Here is a 17517-nt window from a genome sequence, read left to right as displayed (position 1 = left end):
TCGGTTCTCCCGACCGTGCGCCACGTCCGCTGATATGGACTCTCGTGGATGCATACGTGGTCCGTCAAGATGTGACACGGACTTTCTCGAAACTCCTCCGGCCTCGGTTCGCGGCTGTCAAACCGGCTATTCCGGCCCCTCTGCCAGGCTGTAAAGCTGCTCTACCTGCGGTTATTCGATCGGACGGGAGAAGTGGCCGCCAAGCAAGTCATGTGATGTTTGCGTTAACAGTTTCGAGGTATGGTGAGTTTGGCGGTGGGTGGCTGTCGTGCCCGGCGTCGGTACCGGCCGGGTCGGAGCTGGCCGGAACCGCGCACCGGATGATGTAAGCCGTTGACAAGCGTCGATGTGTTGCCGCACGGTGGACGTATGCCAGGGGCCCGTTCGTCCGTGCCGCGCCGCCGCGTGCGGCCCGGCCTGCTCGCCGCCGTCGTCTCGTCGATCGCCGTGTTCGGCCTGGGAGCGATCGCCGTACCGGCCGCCGGTGCCGGCACCACGACGCCCTCCTTACCGGCCGTCGGTGGGCTCCCCGGGGTCGCGCCCGCACCCGCCGTGGCGCCCCTGGCGGGAGCAGCTACGACGCCGCCGCCGACCGCGGCACCCACCACCCCGCCGGGCACACCGGACACCTCGCCCTTCCCGCCGGGCGTGCCCACGAACGTCACCGCCAGCCAGGTCAAGACGAGGTCGGTCACCCTCACCTGGACGGCCGCGACCCGTGGCTGCTGCGCCATCGCCGGCTACGACATCACGTACTACAGCCCCTTCGACGACGTCGTCATGTCGGCAAGCGTCGGCGACGTCACCACCACCACGATCAGCAACTACATCACCCCGGGCCGGCAGTACCTGTTCCGGATCTCCGCCCGGGACGTCGTCGGGCACCGCTCCCTGTCGTCGGAGCCGGTCACCGTGGTCACCCCGGTCACCGACACCGGACCGGACACCACCCCGCCGAGCGCGCCGCAGAACCTGACCCTCGGCGACGTGACCGACTCGACCGCCACGCTCTCCTGGTCACCCTCGACCGACGACGTCGGGGTGACCGGCTACAACGTCTACCGCTTCGACGGCTGGTACAGCTCGTTCCTGGTCGCCACCGTGTCGACGACGACGTACCCGATCGCGCTCCCGCCGCCGCCCCCGCCGTCGACGCCGCTGCGGTACCAGTTCTACGTGCGTGCCCGGGACGCGGCCGGCAACCTGTCGATCGCCTCCAACGCGGTCTTCGCGCCGACGACGCCCACTCCACCGACGACGCCGATGCCGCCGCCGCCCACCTGCCGGGTGACCTACCAGAACCAGTCCGAGTGGCAGGGCGGGTTCGTCACCGTCGTGACGGTCCAGAACACCGCGACCGCGCCGGTGGACGGCTGGACGCTCACCTTCAGCTTCCGGGGGGACCAGCAGGTCACCTCCGGGTGGAACGCGACGACCAGCCAGAGCGGGGCCACGGTGACGGCCCGTAACGTCGACTGGAACCGCGTCGTCGCGCCGAACGGCTCGGTGAGCTTCGGCATCCAGGGCAGCTGGAGCACCAGCAACGCGCCGCCGACCAGCTTCGGGCTCAACGGCAGCCCCTGCACCGCCGGCTGAGCCCGGCCCGCCCGGGTCACGTCCGGGCGGGCCGCCGGGTCCGTGGGTCACCCTGTTGCACCGCCTCGACGACGGCGAAGACGACGCCGAGCACGGTCAGCAGCAGTAACGAGACCACGGACGGCAGCGCGACGGTCACCGGCGCGAGGACGGTGACCGCCCCCGCGCCGATGAGCCGGTGGGGGCTGACCGTCCGGAAGATCCGCAGCCAGAACATCTGGTTGCCGAGCAGGTACAACGCCACCCCGAAGAACAGCATGTAGTGACCCAGCAGGGCGCTGTGCCGCTCCTGGGACGCGGCCAGGGTCTGGTGCAGGCCGTAGGCGACCAGGACGATCCCGGCCATCATCGGCAGGTGCAGATAGGTGTACGCGTCCCGCGCGGCGCGGACCCGACGGTCCCCCTCGTAGGCCCCGAGGGTGATCCGGGCCGCGTCGATGCCGGTGAAGTAGCTCCACCAGATCGTGCCGAGGGCCACCACCGACGCGACGACGACGACCAGCGTGGGGGCGGAGATCGGCACGTTGTCGATGGAGATGCCGACGGAGAGGACCGCCTCGCCGACGGCGATCAGGATGACCAGGGCGTGCCGGTCGGCCCAGTGCCGGACCAGCCTGATCCGCCACAGCCGCCCACCGGCCCAGTACCCGGCGACGTACTGCACGAGCAGCGCGGCCACCCAGAGCAGCGTGACGGCGGGGTGCCGGGCGACCGCGTCGGGGGCGACCACCTCGACGACGGCGATCACCAGCAGGATGGCGATGGTGGCGGTCGTGGCGACGAACCGGGTCCGGGTGCCCCGCAGGTCGGAGTTCTCCCGGACGAGCTGCCGGAAGATCAACCCCTGCATGAGCTGGACGCCGATGTAACACCCGACGACCAGCAGCGGGCCGGGGAGGCTGCCGGGCAGGGGGACGAAGGCCTGCGGGATCGCCAGCCCGATCAGCAGCACCGCCGTCATGATGCCCGCTGTGCACAGCCGCACCACCGTGCTGTCGTGCCGCACGGCGTTGGCGAGCCAGGTGTACGACGTCCAGGCCCACCACAGCAGCGCCAGCAGGATCATGCCCTGGGCCAGGCCGAGCAGGGTCGGAAACCGGTTCATCACCGCGGTGACCTCGATGAAGGCGTACACGAACACGAGGTCGACGAAGAGTTCCCGGGGGTCGACCGTCCCGACGTGGAGGCTCTCCTGCTCGACCGACTCGTGAAGTTGCCGGTGTTTCCGCCGGAAGAGGGTGTTGTCCAGCACCAGCATCGTGCAGACGGCGGCGACGAGCACCACCAGCGCCTGCACCGCGGTCAGCCGTCCGACCACCGTCAGCAGCGCCGTCAGCAGCGCCACCCCCACCAGCGGACCCCGACCCAGCAACCGGACCGCCCGCCACTCCACCACGACGAGCGCGCCCAGATAGAGCAGCACACCGCCGTACAGGATGGCGACGCCGGCCGACGGCCACGGCTGGGTGCTCTTCGGGGTGGCGTGCGTGTTGAGGTACTTCAGCCCCAGCGCGAAGAAGATCAACCCGCCGATCATGGGCAGGTGCAGCCCGCTGTAGACGTCCCGACCGACCCGGGCGCGGTCCCGCCCGGAGCTGGCCCGCAGGGCCCGTTCGATGATCACCTTGGCCAGGTCGAAGTAGCTCCACCACAGCGCGAAGACCACGGTGATGCCCAGCACCGCCCCGACGGCCAACTGGGAGGTCACCGGGCGGTCCACGCCGAGCCCCTCGCTGGCGCCGATCGAGATGATCGTCTCGCCGAGCGCGATGAGCACGATCAGGGCGTGCCGTTCGGCCAGGTGCCAGGGCGAGACGACCCGCCAGCCGCCCTTGCTGGCCACCACGAGGATCAGCGAGTCGATCATGAGGGCGCTCGCGAACAGCACAGCCTGCACCAGGGCGGCGTCGACGACCGCCGGCAGCAGCGGCGGCACCAGATAGGAGGCGAGCAGCACCAGCCCACCGGCGATGAAGATCAACCAGGCGGCTACCACCGACGGCCGGCCGCCCTCGCCCCGGTGGCTGACGAACGTGAGGACGACCATGGCGGTCGCCCTGATCAGCAGATATCCGCAGATCAGCACCATTGGGCCGGGCAGCCCGCCCGCCCGGTCGGTGAACGCCTCGGGTATCGCGACCCCGATCGCCAGCAGGGCGGCGGCGATGCCGAGCATGACCGGGGGCATGATCCCCCGGTCGAGGTGCACCACGTTGCCCAGCCAGACACACGGGGTCCAGCAGTGCCAGAGTAGGAGGATCACGAGCACGCCCTGGACCAACCCGAGGGGGCTGAAATGCTCGGCCATCAGCGTGGTGACGGCCAGGAACGCGAACACGAAGAGTAGATCGACGAAGAGCTCGACCCAGCTCACATCGCCGATGGCCCCGGGGTCACGGGCCACCAGACGCCGACCCCCGGCTGTCGGGTGTGGCGCGGGATCATCCCTCCGCACCCGATAAGCCTCGCAAACCGGACACGGCTTGTCCCGCCAACGTCGATTAGCGGTGCGAACGGTCGGCACCGGGCGGAAGTCACCTCCGCCGCGTACGCCACCGGGCCGGGCCGGCGTCTCCCCGGATGCGGGAGACGCCGGCCCGGTCCGCGTGCTGCGGGAGCGGTCGCCGGTCGACCGTCAGGTCAGGGGCGTCAGGGTGAACCGCTGGTTGGTCTGCCCGTGACAGTCGTAGAGCTGGACCTGCGCCCCGTTGGCCGTGCTCCAGACGTCCAGGCACCGCCCGGACTGCACGCTGCTGATGGTGCCGTTGGCGTTGACGTTCCACTGCTGGTTGGTCTGGCTGTGGCAGCCGTAGATCTGGACCGCCGCACCGTTACCGGAGCCAGCCGCGTCCAGGCACATGTCGCCGTACACCCGGAGTTGTTTGTTCGTGGTGTACGTCCACGACTGGTTGGTCCCGCGGTTGCAGTCCCAGAGCTGGACCCGGGTGCCGTTGGCGCGGGAGGCGTTGGGCACGTCGAGGCACCGGTTGGACTGTGCGCCGACGATCAGGCTGGCGGCACCGGGCGGGTTGCTCGGCGGCGGCGTGGTCTGCGGCGGGGTGGTCGGGATCGGCGGCGGGGTGTCCGACGGGATCGGCGGCGGGGTGGTCGCGGTCGGCGGCAGCAGCGGGCAGGTGCTGCGGTAGCTGACCACGCCGCTGTTGTCCGCCAGTGGGCAGAGGAACTGGCTGTACCGGGCGTCGTTGTCGACGAACATCTTGAGGAACGGCAGCATGGTCCGGATCAGCACCGGGTTGGACCGGCCGACCATGAACCCGTGGTCGGCCCCCGCGACCTCCAGGTAGGCGCTCTCGGTCGTGGCCGGGAGGCTGTTGTAGAGCCCGGTGGCGTAGGACGGGGTGACCACCGTGTCCGCCTGCCCGGCGAAGACCATCGTGGGCACCCGGTCGTTGGCCAGGTTCGACGACGGCGAGTACGGCGCGATGCCGACCGCCGCCTTCAACGCCGGGCGGCGCAGGGCCGCGCTGAGCGCCCCGCCGCCACCCATCGAGTGACCGGAGACGGCCAGCCGGGTGGGGTCGATCCGGTCCCGGACCGGGCTCTGCTGCACCAGGTAGTCCAGCGCGGCGAGCAACTGGGTGCCCCGGGCCGTGTCGAAGTCGTTGCGGCTGTTGGTCTCGATGCCGATCACGACGAAGCCGTGCGAGGCCAGCCACGGCCCCATCCAGGCCAGCTCGACGGAGAACAGCGCGGTGTAGCCGGGCGAGATGGCGACCGCCCCGAAGGTGCCCTGGCTGGTGTCGGTCGGGTAGTAGATCCGGCCGCCGTTGAAGCCGTACCCGGTCGGGACGGCGACCGAGGTGTTGGCGAACGGGCCGTTCACGGCCGCGACGCTGCTCCGGGTGGGGTCGGGGCCCCGCTGGTACGGGTTGTCGGCGGCCGACGCCGTCCCGGTCGCCACCGTCATGGTGAACAACCCGGCGACGGCGGCGGCGATCCCGGCCGTGACCAGCGTGAACAGCCTTCCCCGCCGACGGGGGGACACCCGGGCGGGGTGGGGCTGCTCCGGGGGCGGAGAGTGGGGTACGTGTCCGCGCACTGTCGGTACCTCCTGGTGGTGGATGGTGGGTGGCCCCGTAGCGTGCTGTTTACGTTCACGATTATCGATGGATTTCAGGTTGGCAGGTAATCCCGGGGTTTTCAACCGGTAGTTTCGAGCAGGTGACCCGATAGTTTCGAGGTCGTCTCCGGGGTCACGAAACGGCCCTCCCCGGACGCCGTGGAGACGTCCGGGGAGGGCCGGTGGTCGGGACGGGGTCCGGGCGCTGCGCCCCGGCCGGTGACTCGACAGCGGCGTGCCGGTCAGCCCGTGGTGCAGGAGCGGATCTGTGGCCGGGCGCCGCTGTTGCCGTTCATCATCGTGGTGAAGCCGAAGGTGTTGCCGCTGCCGTTGGACCGCATCGTCATCACGTAACCGGAGCTGTCCCAGCTGGGCGTGCCGTTCCAGGTGGTGTTGACCTTCTGCGGCGCGGTCAGCGCCACCACCACCGTCCAGTTGCTGCCGCCCTGGACCGTCACCGAGGTGTTGTACCGGTCGCCCCACACGTTCGGGTACGTCGCCGTCGCGGTGCACGTCCCACCGGCCGGCGGGGTGGTCGGGGTGCCGGTGGGCGGGGTGGTCGGGGGGTTGGTCGGCGGGGTGCCGTCCGGGGCCACCGCCCGGCCGGTGCTCGGCGAGATCATGCCCGGGCAGAGGCCACGGCTGTTCAGGTTGGCCATGATCTGCGGAATCGCGTCGCGGGTGTTCTGGATGCCGTCGTGCATCAGGATCACCTGGCCGTTCTGGAGCCGGCCGGCGTTGGCGACGATCTGGCTGACGCTCGCGCCGTTCCAGTCCTGGGAGTCGACGTCCCAGATCACCTGGCGCATGCCGAGCGACGAGGCGACCGACTGGAGGGTCGAGTTGGTCTCGCCGTAGGGCGGGCGGAACAGTTGCGGCCGTACGCCGGTCGCCGACTGGATCGCCGAGTTGGTCTGGGAGAGGTCGGACTGCATCTGGCTCTGACCCATCGAGGTCATGTGCGCGTGGTTCCAGCTGTGGTTGCCGATCCACATGCCGGCGTCGACCTGGGCCCGGGCGGCGGACGGGTTGCCCTGCACGTTCTGCCCGACGTTGAACATGGTCGCCCGGACGTTGTTGGCGCGCAGCACGTTCAGCAGCGCGCCGGTGCTGCCGGTCGGTCCGTCGTCGAAGGTGAGACCGACGTAGCCGTTGCAGGCGGCGGCGCTGGACGGGGTGGCGGAGACCGCGACGCCGACGGCGCCCAGCGCCACGGTGGTGGCGAGCACCGCCAGCCGGACGGTCAGGCGGGAGGCTCGGGAGCGGGACGGGTGACCGGAGTCACCGGTGCTGGAGATCATGCGCAGGTCCTCCTGGGGGCGGTGCTGCCTGGGGGTGCTGGGTTCTATCGAGATGCGTGGATGTCACTGTGAATCGGAGTATTGCAGCGGCGTTTCGAACGCGTCAACGACTTTCGGAAACTTTCGGAAACGTGTTCGGTCGGGGGCGTCGAGGCCGGCGAGCTGCCGGATACCGCCGTCGTTCCCGGCAGCGTCCCGCCGCCCGGCGTCGCCCCGCACCGGCTGCTGCCGGACAGTGGAACCGTGGACACCGTCGCGGAGTTGACCATCGTCCGGCACGGGCAGAGCGTCGCCAACGTCGCGTTCGCCGAGGCCCACGCGCGGGGCGTCGCCACCCACGGGCTCACCGGACGCGACGCCGACGTCCCGCTGTCACCACTGGGCCGGCGACAGGCCACCCGGCTCGGCCGCTGGCTCGCGGCGCAACCCGCCGACCGGCACCCCGACCACGTCGTCTGCTCCCCGTACCGGCGGGCCCGGCAGACCTGGGCACGGGTGGCGGACACCGCCGCAGCCCTCGGCGTCACCCCGGCCCCGGTCGACCTCGACGGGCGGCTGGTCGACCGGCTCATGGGCGACCTGGAACTGCTGACCCCGCTGATGATCGCCGAACGGTTCCCCGCCGAGGCGGCCCGGCTCGCCGCCGACGGCCTCCACGCCTACCGGCCACCCGGCGGCGAGACGTTCGACGACGTCGCCGCCCGCGTCCGCGCCGCCCTGGCCGACCTGCACCGCCGGCACGCCGGCCGCCGGGTGTGGGTGGTGGCCCACGACGCCGTGGTCGTCGCCGCCCGGCACGTCCTGGAGGGGTTGTCGTTCGCCGACCTCGACGCGGTCCTCGCCACCACCCCGGTCGCCAACACCTCACTCACCCGCTATGCGTCCACCCACGGCCGCCTCGACCTCGTCGAGTTCGCCGCCGTCCCGCACGCGCCGTGACCGGCTCAACGGACCGGATCGGGCCACGACCCGACGGCACCGGGTACCCCGGCCAGCCGGGCGAACGGCCCACCGGCGGTCAGCAGCACCCGGGGCGGCCCACTCTCCACCAACCGCCCCCGGTCGAGCACCAGCACCAGGTCGGCGTCCGCGACCGTCGACAACCGGTGTGCGATGACCAGTCGGGTCATCGGCAGCGTGCGCAGGCTCGCCTCGACGGCCGCCTCGGTCACCGCGTCCAGCGCGCTGGTCGCCTCGTCCAGGATGAGCAGGGCCGGGTCGGCCAGCAGCGCGCGGGCCAGCGCGACCCGCTGACGTTGCCCGCCGGACAGGCCGGCGCCACCGTCGCCGAGGTGGGTGTGCAACCCCATCGGCAGGGCCGCCACGTCCTCGTGCAGCGCGGCGAGCCGCAGCGCCCGGGCGACGGCGGCGTCGGAGGCGTCCGGGCGGGACAGCGTCAGTGCCTCCCGCAGGGTGCCCGCGCCGAGGTAGGTCCCCTGCAGAACCACCCCGATCTGCCGGCGCACCGAGGACAGGTCCAGCGTGGCCAGGTCGTGGCCGTCGACGCGGATGCACCCCCCGGTCGGGGCGTACAGGCCGGTCAGCAGGCCGACCAGGGTGCTCTTGCCGCTGCCCGAACCGCCCACCACCGCCACCTTGCTGCCGGGCGGGATCACGGCGGTGACGTCGCGCAACGCCCAGGGCGACCGCCGGTCGTACCGGAAACTCACCCCGTCGAGGGTGACCAGGCCGGTCAGCCTGGGTGCGGGTACGCCGGGGACGGGTTGCTCCAGCGGTGCGTCCGCGATGTCGGCCAGTCGGTCCATGGTGGGCGCGAGCAGGGTGAACGACGGCAACCGCTGGGTCAGCGCGACCGCCGGGGTGATCGCGGCGACCGCGAGCGCGGACAGCCCGGCCGCCCGACCCGGCGAATCGGCCTGCCCGACCGCCACCAGGAGCATGAGCACCGGGCTCGCCATCGACCAAGCGGCGAGCAGCGCGTCCGCGACCGCCGACAACCGGGCCAGCCGGTGCGCCGCCCACACGCCCCGGTCGAACGACTCCTGCCAGCGCTGCCGTACCCGCTGCTGGGCCCCGGCGACCCGGATCGCCGCCATGCCCTGCACCGCGTCGGCCAGCCGGGCCGCCTCCTCCCCGGAGGCGAGCAGCTCCTCCCGTTGCAGGGCGCCGGAGCGGCGGCCCACCCACAACGCGGTACCCGCCTGGACGGCGATCACGGCGGCGGCCACCAGCCCCAGCACCGGCGCCAGCACCGTCACCACGGTCAGGTAGCCGACCACCAGCAACCCGTCGAGCACGGTCGCCACCAGCGCCGACGCCAACAGGTCCCGGACACCGGCCACCGCCCGGACCCGGTCGACCAGGTCACCGGCGGACCGGCGGTGGAAGTACCGGTAGACCACCGCGAACAGCCGGTGCACCGTCTCGGTGCCGAGCCGGCTGCCGATACGCCGTTGCAGGGCGGTCACGGTCAGCCCCCGGGCCAGGGACAACGCCCCGGTGAGCACGGCCAGCGCGGCGACGGCGACGAGCCAGGACGCCGCCGGGGGCACGACGGCGTCGATGAGCGCGGCGGTCGCCCACGGTACGGCCAGGCCGGTCGCGGTGAGCAGCACCGAGGTCGCCGCCAGCAGCGCGAGCAGGCCGGTGTGCCGACGCAGCACCGGCACCAGCAGGTCGCGTACCGGTGACGGGGCCGGTGGGACCGGCGGGGCGGGCCCGTCGGGTGCGGCCAGCAGCACCACTCCGGTGGTCCCGGCGCAGAACTGGGCGGGTGACAGCCGCCGCCGACCCACGGCCGGGTCGACGACGTCGATGCCGCGCCGGCCCACCCGCTCCACCACCAGGTAGTGGTCGCCGTTCCAGTGCGCCAGCAGGGGCATCGCCAGTTCCCGCAGCCGGGTGGCGTCCCGGCGCAGTGCGGGCAGGGCGATCGCCCGGCAGCGCAGCCCGTGCTCCTGCGCCGCGTCGCGCAGGTCACGCAGGCTCAGGCCGTCCCGGCCGACGTCGAGCCGGGCCCGCAGGTACGACGCCGGGACCGCCCGACCGCAGGCGGCGAGCAGCATGGCGAGCGCACTGGGCCCACAGTCGGTGGCGGCGACCTGGAGCACCACCGGCACCCGACGCCGCCCGGTCACCGGACCCGGGTCGTCCGGTCCCGGGGCAACCAGAACCACTCGACGTCGGTGTCGGCCCGGCGCCGCGCCAGCCACTCGTCGAACATGGCCCGCTCGACCAGCGCCCGGGTGCCGTCGTCGAGGACGGCCGGCTCGCGGTCGACCACCACCGCCGTCACCGCGATCCCCGCGATCGTGGTCGGCACCGGCCCGGTTGCGTCGCGCAGCTCCGCCGGGGCCGCGACCGCCACCGGCCGCAGGACGCCGGCGGCCCGGCCAGCGCGGACGGCGGCGGCCACCGTCGCGAGCGCCGTCGCGCGGTCGGTGGGGGGCGTCCCCTCGGCGGTCCAGGCGATCAGGAGCCGGTCGAACGTGGACCGGTGCGCGGCGAACCACTCCGGCAGCCGGTCACCCACCACCCGGGCCCGCAGCCGGGCGACCGCCACGGTATGCGCGACCAGGTCGGCGAAGTCCTCGGCGGAGAGCCCCCGCTCGGCCAGCCACCGGGCGGTCGACTCGGCATCGAGCAGCCCCTTGGCCCGGCGGTACGCGTCGGCCGCCGCCTGGAGTTCACCGTCGTCGACCTCGACCGGGTGCTGCTCCAGCTCCTCGGCGACCAGACCGGTGTCGACCAGCCGGGCGAGCACGTCGTGGTCGTACCAGAGGAAGTCGAGGGCGGTGAGCGCCTCGCCCACCCGCAGCGTCCGGGTGCCGACCCGGGCGAGGTGGTGGTCGGAGTGCCGGACCGCCCCACGCAGCGGCCACGGCAGGGCCGGCGTCGGGCTGTACGCCACGGAGACCGTGCCGGCGGGTTCACGCAGCAGCACGTCGAAGGAGACGGAGCCGTCGGCGACCTCCTCGTCCCGCACGATCGCCGGATCGGCCCCGGGCCAGCGCTCCCGCAGCGGGGTGAGGCGTCGGCGGGCCTCGGGCAGTCCGGCCCGGTCGACGGTCAGCTCCCGCACCAGGGTGAGGGCCGCGTCGAGCAGGGCCGGGTCCAGGGTGGTCATGTGGTGGCTCCGGGGGTGGGGGTGGGCGTGGTGAGCAGGTCGACCACGGCGGCGGTGATGGGCAGCCCGGTCTCCTCCTCCACCCACAGGTACTGGCCGCTGGGGTTGATCTCGAGGTAGACGTACCGGTCGTCAGGGGTGACGATCAGGTCGAGGGCGCTGTAGCGCAGGCCGAGCGCGCGGGTCAGCGCCACGCACCGGGCGGCGACGTCGGTGGGCAGGTCGTAGCGGCTCAGCGGGGTGTTCCGGTCGTCCTGGCGACGCCAGTCGTGTCGGGCGTGGTTGGACCGCTGGGAGTCGATGGCGGCGGTGAACACCCGGTCGCCGACGACGGTGACCCGCAGCTCGACCCGCTTGGGCACCCGTTCCTGCGCGATGAGGGGGCAGTGGCGTACCCCGTCGACGTGGCCGACATCGCGGTGGGTGACCGGTTCGGTGAAGCGCATCAGTTCGTCGCGGAGGCTGGTCAGCCCGACCTGCTTGGTGATCATCCGACCGGCGGTGTGGTCGAACAGGTCGAGCACGGCCCCGGGGTCGTTGCCGACGGCGGTGGCCGGCACGTCGAAACCGAGGCGCAGGGCGAGCTGGAGCTGGCGGACCTTCTGCTGGGCCCGCAGCACCACCGGCCGGGCGGCGGGCAGCGCCGGCACGTCGAGGGTCTCCCAGACGTCGCCGACGAACTGCCGGCTCTCCTCGACCACGAAACCGGCGTGTGGTTCGCCCAGGTGGGCCGGGGCGACCGGGATGCCGGGGCGGCGGAACCAGACGGCGGTCACCGCGTCGAGGTCGAGGACCCGGTCACCGGTCCCGAGCGGGTCGGCGTGCCGGACCAGGGTGCGGGTCAGCCGACCGTCCCGGATGGTCACCGACAGCGATGCGCGGGACGGCACGTCGGCCGGGTCGAAGCGGGCCCAGTGGACGCCGCGCCGGCCCAGCTCCACCTCGGCCGCGTCGGCGTGCACGTCGTCGGGGGCGGTCAGGATGAGGATCATGGGTGCTCCGGGCGGGGGCCCGCCGGCGGTCCGGCCACCCGGAGGGCGGGCCGGATCGCCGACGGTGACGGATCAGAAGTCGGTGTCGGTGTCCGGTCGACCCCCGCCGGGGATGTCGTCGATGGTCTTCGACGAGCCCGCGCCGTTGCGCGGCAGCCCACCGAGCATCCCGGCGAGCTGCTCGTCGGCCAGCTCCACCCCGTCGGCGGGAATGGTGTCGATCTGTACGGTCCTGCGCTTCATGGTGTTACCTCTATCTGGTTCGCAACGCCGGCCGGCCGGCTGGACCGGCTGGTGCGAGCAGTCTGTGCCGACCGGGGTGAGCTGGGCACCAGGGAAATCCCCAGGGTTGGTCCCGGGTTCTACGCTCGGCCGGTGTCCACCGAGATCACGGCCGAGCGCCTGCTGTCGGCGGCCGACCGTGCCGACCCGGATCAGTCCGCGCGCCTGGTGTTCCAGGCGTTCCTCGCGCTGTCCCGCACCGCCGACCGCGACCGGTTGCTCGCGTTGCTGGACCGGGTGCGGCGGGCCCACGAGGTGAGCGGTTCGGCGCGGACCGAGCTGATCTACCGCACCCTGGCGGGGACGGCGGCGACCCGGGCCGGCCTCGCCGAGGGCCCGGAGCACCTCGACGCCGCCGTACGGATCTTCGACCGGCACGCCTTCGGTGACGACCCGGTGCTGGTCGAGTGTGCGCTGACCGCCGTGATGACCCTGATGCGTCCGCACGAGGCGCGGCGGTTCGCCCCGCTGCTGGCCGACCTGGACCTGACGCCGGTGGACCGGGCCCGGATGCTCGCGCTGATCGGGGTGGGCGACGCCTGGGCCGGCAACCTGGTCCGGGGCCAGGCCGAGCTGCGGGAGGCGGCCCGGTTGGCCGGGCAGTGCGGCAGCCTCGACGTGCAGGCCGAGGTGACCTCCTGGCTGGCCAAGTGCGACGCGCTGCGCGGTGACCTGGACGATGCCGCCGTCCACCTGGACCAGGCCCGCGAGCTGGCCGCGCGGGTCGGGTCGGCGTGGGTCGCCCACCACCTGCCCGAGTGCACGGCCGCGCTGGCGTTCGCCCGGGGTGACCGGGAGACCTGGGCCGGGCTGCTCGAACTCGTGGTGGCCACCGACGTCGGGGCGACCGCCGGCCTGCAGTACGAGCACCGCTGGGAGCTGGCCACCCATCACGCCCTGGCCGGCCGACCCGGGGTGGCCGGTGAACTGCTCGCCGGGGTCGACGACCCGCCCGTCTCCTGGCCGGGTGGGCCGGTGCTGCCGGCCTGGCGGGCCTGGATCCTCGACCCGGACGCGGTCGGGACGACGGCGGCGCTCACGGCTGCGCTCGACCTGCTGACCCGACCCACCGAGCAGTTGCTGGCCGCCCGGCTGGCCTGGCTGCTCGGCACGCACCACGGTCGGGCCGGCCGGCGGGGCGAGGCGGCCCGGTTGTTGGAGCAGGCGTGCGCGGGTTACGCCCGCACGGGTGCCGCCGGGATGCTGACGCTGGTGATGCGGGATCTCCGGGCGCTCGGCGGTGCACCCGTCGCGGGCCCGTCGGGGGTGGACCTCTCCCCGGTCGTCGGGCCGGTGTTCGGGGCGCCCCCGGGCGGGCCGACGTTGACCGAGGCGGAGGCCCGGGTCGCCACCGCGATCGCCAACGGGCTCAGCAACCGGGAGGCGGCCCAACGGCTCTTCCTGTCGGTCAAGACGATCGAGTTCCACCTCGGCAACATCTTCCGCAAACTCGGGGTCCGTAACCGCACCGAGCTGGCCACCCGGCGGGTCCGTGCCCGCTGAGGGCGACGTCGCCGGGTGGTCGGGCGGTGGCGCAGGGTGTCGGGTCGCCAGGACCCTCCCGACACCTGTCGCAGATCGAATGCATTCGATATAACATCACCGCAGGGCAGCGTCACCCCGCACGGGCGTACGACGCGGAGTGTTCGCGATCCACCGGGCGGACCGGGCAGCCGGCCGGTGGTCACCGATGAGGACGCGGCCGGGTGAGTGCCGGCCCGGCGTCCCCTGTGTCGTGCTGGTCCCGCGCGGCGAGTGCGGTGCTCCGGTCGTCGACCCCACAACGATCGGCCGGTTCCGTGCTGGTGCGGCGACGGACCAGACAGAACACCGAGAGGAAACGCACAGATGAACGACGTACCCGCTCCATCGAAACGCCTTACCAGGAGCAGCGTCAGGCTGCTGCTGGGCGGGGCCTGCGCCCTGGCGATCACCGTGACCTCGATGGTCGTGGCCACCACCGCCCAGGCCGACCTCAGCGGGCCGCCCGGGACCACGCTGAAGGCCGCCGCCGAGCGCAGCGGCAGGTACTTCGGTGCGGCCATGGGGGCGGACCGGCTCAACGACTCCGGCTTCCTGAACATCGCCAGCCGCGAGTTCGACATGATGACGGCCGTCAACGAGATGAAGCCCGACGCGACCGAGCCCAACCCCGGCCAGTTCGACTTCAGCAGGGGTGACGCGATCTACAACTGGGCCACCCAGCGCGGCATGCGGTTCCGGGGCCACACCCTGGCCTGGCACGCCCAGCAGCCGCGGTTCTGGGGCAGCCTGAGCGGCAGCGCGCTGCGGCAGGCGATGATCAGCCACATCAACGGCGTGATGGCCCACTACAAGGGCAAGCTCTACGCCTGGGACGTGGTGAACGAGGCGTACGCCGAGAACGGCAGCCGACGGTCGTCGAACCTCCAGTCCACCGGCAACGACTGGATCGAGGTGGCGTTCCGCACCGCCCGGGCCGCCGACCCGTCGGTGAAGCTCTGCTACAACGACTACAACATCGAGAACTGGACGTACGCCAAGACGCAGGGCGTATACAACATGATCAAGGACTTCAAGGCTCGGGGCGTCCCGGTCGACTGCGTCGGTCTGCAGACCCACTTCACCGGGGGCAGCTCGCTGCCGGGCAACTTCCAGCAGACGCTGTCCAGCTTCGCCGCCCTCGGGGTGGACGTGGCGTTGACCGAGGCCGACGTCACCAACGCCTCGACCACCCAGTACGCCGGGCTGACCCAGGCCTGCATGAACGTCCCCCGCTGCGTCGGCATCACCACCTGGGGCATCCGGGACAGCGACTCCTGGCGGGGCAACGAGAACCCGCTGCTGTTCGACCGCAACAGCAACCCCAAGCCGGCGTACACCTCCGTCCTCAACGCCCTCAACGCGGCCTCCACCACGGTGCCGGGGACGACCACCCCGCCGCCCACCACCCCACCGACCAGCGCTCCGCCGACCACCCCGCCCACCACGCCACCGACCACCCCGCCGACCAGCGAGCCGCCGACCACGCCGCCGCCCACCGGGCAGCCGGGTGGCTGCACCGCGACGTACCGCACGGTCAGCAGTTGGAACGGTGGCTTCCAGGCCGAGATCATCGTGACCAACGGCTCCGCCGCCATCAGCGGCTGGACGGTGCAGCTGACGATGGCCAGCGGACAGACCATCCAGAACGTCTGGAACGGCACCAACACCGGCAACAGCGGCGCGGTGAGCATCCGCAACGCCTCCTACAACGGCGCCCTCGGCCCGAACGCCTCGACCACCCTCGGTTTCCTGGCCAACGGCAGCAGCAGCACCGCGCCCGGCAACATCTCCTGCGCCACCGCCTGATCCCCCGCACCACCGCCTGACGGCGGGCACACCACCCACGCCGACCGGGGCCGCAGCCACCAGCTCCGGACCCGGTCGGCGTCCGGGCCGGCCGGCGGCGACCGGGCGTCGTGGTCGACCAGGGTGTGGGCGACGCCACCGTCGTGGCCGATTCTTGCCGATGCTTCTGCATGTTCCCGGGGCGGCGGAGTCACTTGACTCTTAGTCATGACGCAAACCTGGAAAGCGACCCCCCGCTCGGTGGTCGCCGGTGTGCTGCTCGGCACCACGGTGCTGGTCGGTCCACTGACGGCGGCCTCGCAGGCCGCGCCCAGCCAGCCGTTCGGCACGTCGGCGACGACGCCGACGTCCGAGAACGGCCGCTCCCTGCTCGACCTGATCCCGGCGCAGACCCGGGACCGGATGATCGCCCAGACCCCGCTCGTCGACGCCGCCAACGTCATCCGCACCGCCGTCGACGCCGGCACCCCGCGCGGCTACGCCGGCATCGGGCTGGTGGACGACCATGTCACGCTCTGGTGGAAGGGCACCCTGCCCAAGGACGTCGCGACGGCCGTGACGACCGCTCGCCGCACCGCCCCGGTCGAGGTGGTCGCGGCCACGTACTCCCGTACCGAGTTGAAGAAGGCGGCGGCGAAGCTCACCCCCGTGGTGGACGCCGACCCGAAGGACGCCGCGCACGCCGTCCGGCTGCGTACCGACGGTTCCGGCATCGAGGTCGCCGTCGACCCGAAGGCCGGCGCGAAGCAGCCGAAGCTGCCGGCGACCGGGGTCAGCACCCGGACGGTCGTCCGGGAGCGGATGGTCGAGCGGTCCCGTTACAACGACTCCGCGCCGTACGACGGCGGCATCGGCATCGGCCTGACCACCTACGGCTGCACCGCCGGCTTCGGTGTCCGCAACTACACGACCAACGTGGGCTACCTGCTCACCGCGGAACACTGCGGCCCCATCGGTCAGCCCTGGCACGTCGGCTGGAACACCAACACCAACACCGGCACGTTGATCGGCTACTCGGTCGCCAGCAACGACGACCACGACACCATGCTGGTGTCGACCTCGTCGCCGGGCAGCCACATCTATGTCGGTGGGCAGAACGACGAGGTACGCGCCCAGGTGACCGGCTGGACCCAGGTCTTCCCCGGCCAGCTGCTCTGCCAGTCGGGTTACACCTCGGCCGGTGAGATCGGCGGCCCGGTCTGCAACCTGCGGGTCGACTTCCACTACGACGACATCGAGGACCTGGTCGAGGCCACCCAGCTCGACGGCGACGAGTCGGCCCGGGGCGGCGACAGCGGTGGGCCGGTCTACTCGGTCAACGCCAACGGCACCGTCCTCGCGGCCGGCACCACCACCCGGTCGGCCGGTCCCGGCTTCGGCTTCCAGGACTTCGCCACCGCCCGGGACGACTACGGCGACATCCGGCCGGCCACCACCCTCGCGAGCACCTGCCGGGTGTCGTACGTGGTGACCAACTCCTGGAACGCCGGCTTCAACGTCAGCGTCACCGTCTACAACGACGGCCCGGCCGTCAACGGGTGGTCGCTCGGCTGGACCTTCCCCGGCAGCCAGCTGGTCCAGGGCTACTGGAACGGCGTCTTCCAGCAGACCGGCGCTGCGGTCACGGTGGGCAACGCGAACCACAACGCCAGCATCCCGACCAACGGGGCGGTCAGCTTCGGCTTCACCGCCAGCGGGTCCCCCACCGTGCCGGCACCCTTCAAGCTCAACGGCACCACCTGCAACTGACCCCCTCCCGGCCGCCCCTGGGGACCTCACGGGAAGCGGCGCAGCAGTCTGGTCGTCCGCCACGATCCGGGTGACCACGAAGAGGGCCCCGCCGGTCAT

The 17517-nt window shown here is 72.4% G+C and carries 12 protein-coding genes; 5 read left to right on the top strand and 7 right to left on the bottom strand.

The genetic code is table 11. The features are described from left to right. Positions 1-369 precede the first annotated feature (369 nt). Positions 370-1596 (top strand): cellulose binding domain-containing protein, encoded by a 1227-nt coding sequence (locus tag JQN83_RS00215; protein ID WP_208564982.1) that lies wholly within the window; start codon positions 370-372, stop codon positions 1594-1596. 16 nt (positions 1597-1612) lie between these two features. Here JQN83_RS00215 and JQN83_RS00210 read toward each other — a convergent pair whose 3' ends face one another. The 3 genes from JQN83_RS00210 to JQN83_RS00200 form a co-directional block, all read right to left on the bottom strand. Next, entirely contained in the window at positions 1613-3970 is a 2358-nt protein-coding gene (locus JQN83_RS00210; RefSeq protein WP_208564981.1) for a low temperature requirement protein A, read from the bottom strand. Between the two features lie 261 nt (positions 3971-4231). Then, on the bottom strand, positions 4232-5602 hold the full coding sequence (locus tag JQN83_RS00205) for a poly(ethylene terephthalate) hydrolase family protein (RefSeq protein ID WP_307798932.1): 1371 nt from the start codon (positions 5600-5602) through the stop codon (positions 4232-4234). A gap of 317 nt (positions 5603-5919) precedes the next feature. Beyond that, a complete protein-coding gene (locus JQN83_RS00200; protein WP_208564979.1) occupies positions 5920-6978 on the bottom strand; it encodes a polysaccharide deacetylase family protein in 1059 nt (352 codons plus the stop codon). Positions 6979-7221: 243 nt separating this feature from the next. Here JQN83_RS00200 and JQN83_RS00195 point away from each other — a divergent pair, with 243 nt between their 5' ends. Then, positions 7222-7917 (top strand): histidine phosphatase family protein, encoded by a 696-nt coding sequence (locus JQN83_RS00195; protein WP_208564978.1) that lies wholly within the window; start codon positions 7222-7224, stop codon positions 7915-7917. A gap of 5 nt (positions 7918-7922) precedes the next feature. Here the strand turns inward: JQN83_RS00195 and JQN83_RS00190 are convergent, their stop codons facing one another. The 4 genes from JQN83_RS00190 to JQN83_RS00175 form a co-directional block, all read right to left on the bottom strand. After that, positions 7923-10076: a peptidase domain-containing ABC transporter gene (locus JQN83_RS00190; protein ID WP_208564977.1), complete on the bottom strand. Its 2154-nt coding sequence runs from the start codon at positions 10074-10076 to the stop codon at positions 7923-7925. Next, positions 10073-11065 (bottom strand): TIGR04500 family putative peptide maturation system protein, encoded by a 993-nt coding sequence (locus JQN83_RS00185; protein ID WP_208564976.1) that lies wholly within the window; start codon positions 11063-11065, stop codon positions 10073-10075. The genes JQN83_RS00190 and JQN83_RS00185 overlap by 4 nt, the downstream gene beginning before the upstream one ends. After that, on the bottom strand, positions 11062-12057 hold the full coding sequence (locus JQN83_RS00180; protein ID WP_208564975.1) for an MvdC/MvdD family ATP grasp protein: 996 nt from the start codon (positions 12055-12057) through the stop codon (positions 11062-11064). The genes JQN83_RS00185 and JQN83_RS00180 overlap by 4 nt, the downstream gene beginning before the upstream one ends. 72 nt (positions 12058-12129) lie before the next feature. Then, positions 12130-12300, bottom strand: coding sequence for a putative ATP-grasp target RiPP (locus JQN83_RS00175; RefSeq protein ID WP_208564974.1), 171 nt, complete (start codon positions 12298-12300; stop codon positions 12130-12132). A 132-nt stretch (positions 12301-12432) separates the two neighbouring features. On the opposite strand from JQN83_RS00175, the gene JQN83_RS33995 reads away from it, so the two are divergent. The 3 genes from JQN83_RS33995 (at position 12433) to JQN83_RS00160 (ending at position 17418) form a co-directional block, all read left to right on the top strand. After that, positions 12433-13842 (top strand): helix-turn-helix domain-containing protein, encoded by a 1410-nt coding sequence (locus JQN83_RS33995; RefSeq protein WP_208564973.1) that lies wholly within the window; start codon positions 12433-12435, stop codon positions 13840-13842. A gap of 345 nt (positions 13843-14187) precedes the next feature. Further along, positions 14188-15669 carry an endo-1,4-beta-xylanase gene (locus JQN83_RS00165; protein ID WP_208564972.1) on the top strand — a complete coding sequence of 494 codons (1482 nt, stop codon included), beginning with the start codon at positions 14188-14190 and terminating at the stop codon, positions 15667-15669. Positions 15670-15876: 207 nt separating this feature from the next. Next, positions 15877-17418 carry a cellulose binding domain-containing protein gene (locus tag JQN83_RS00160; RefSeq protein WP_208564971.1) on the top strand — a complete coding sequence of 514 codons (1542 nt, stop codon included), beginning with the start codon at positions 15877-15879 and terminating at the stop codon, positions 17416-17418. Positions 17419-17517: the final 99 nt, after the last annotated feature.

Origin of the sequence: Micromonospora antibiotica (assembly GCF_017599305.1) — a bacterium.
In the GTDB taxonomy this organism is placed as follows: Bacteria; Actinomycetota; Actinomycetes; order Mycobacteriales; family Micromonosporaceae; genus Micromonospora; species Micromonospora antibiotica.
The sequence above is the reverse complement of the archived record's forward strand: the minus strand, read 5'-3'. Positions and strand labels throughout refer to the sequence as shown.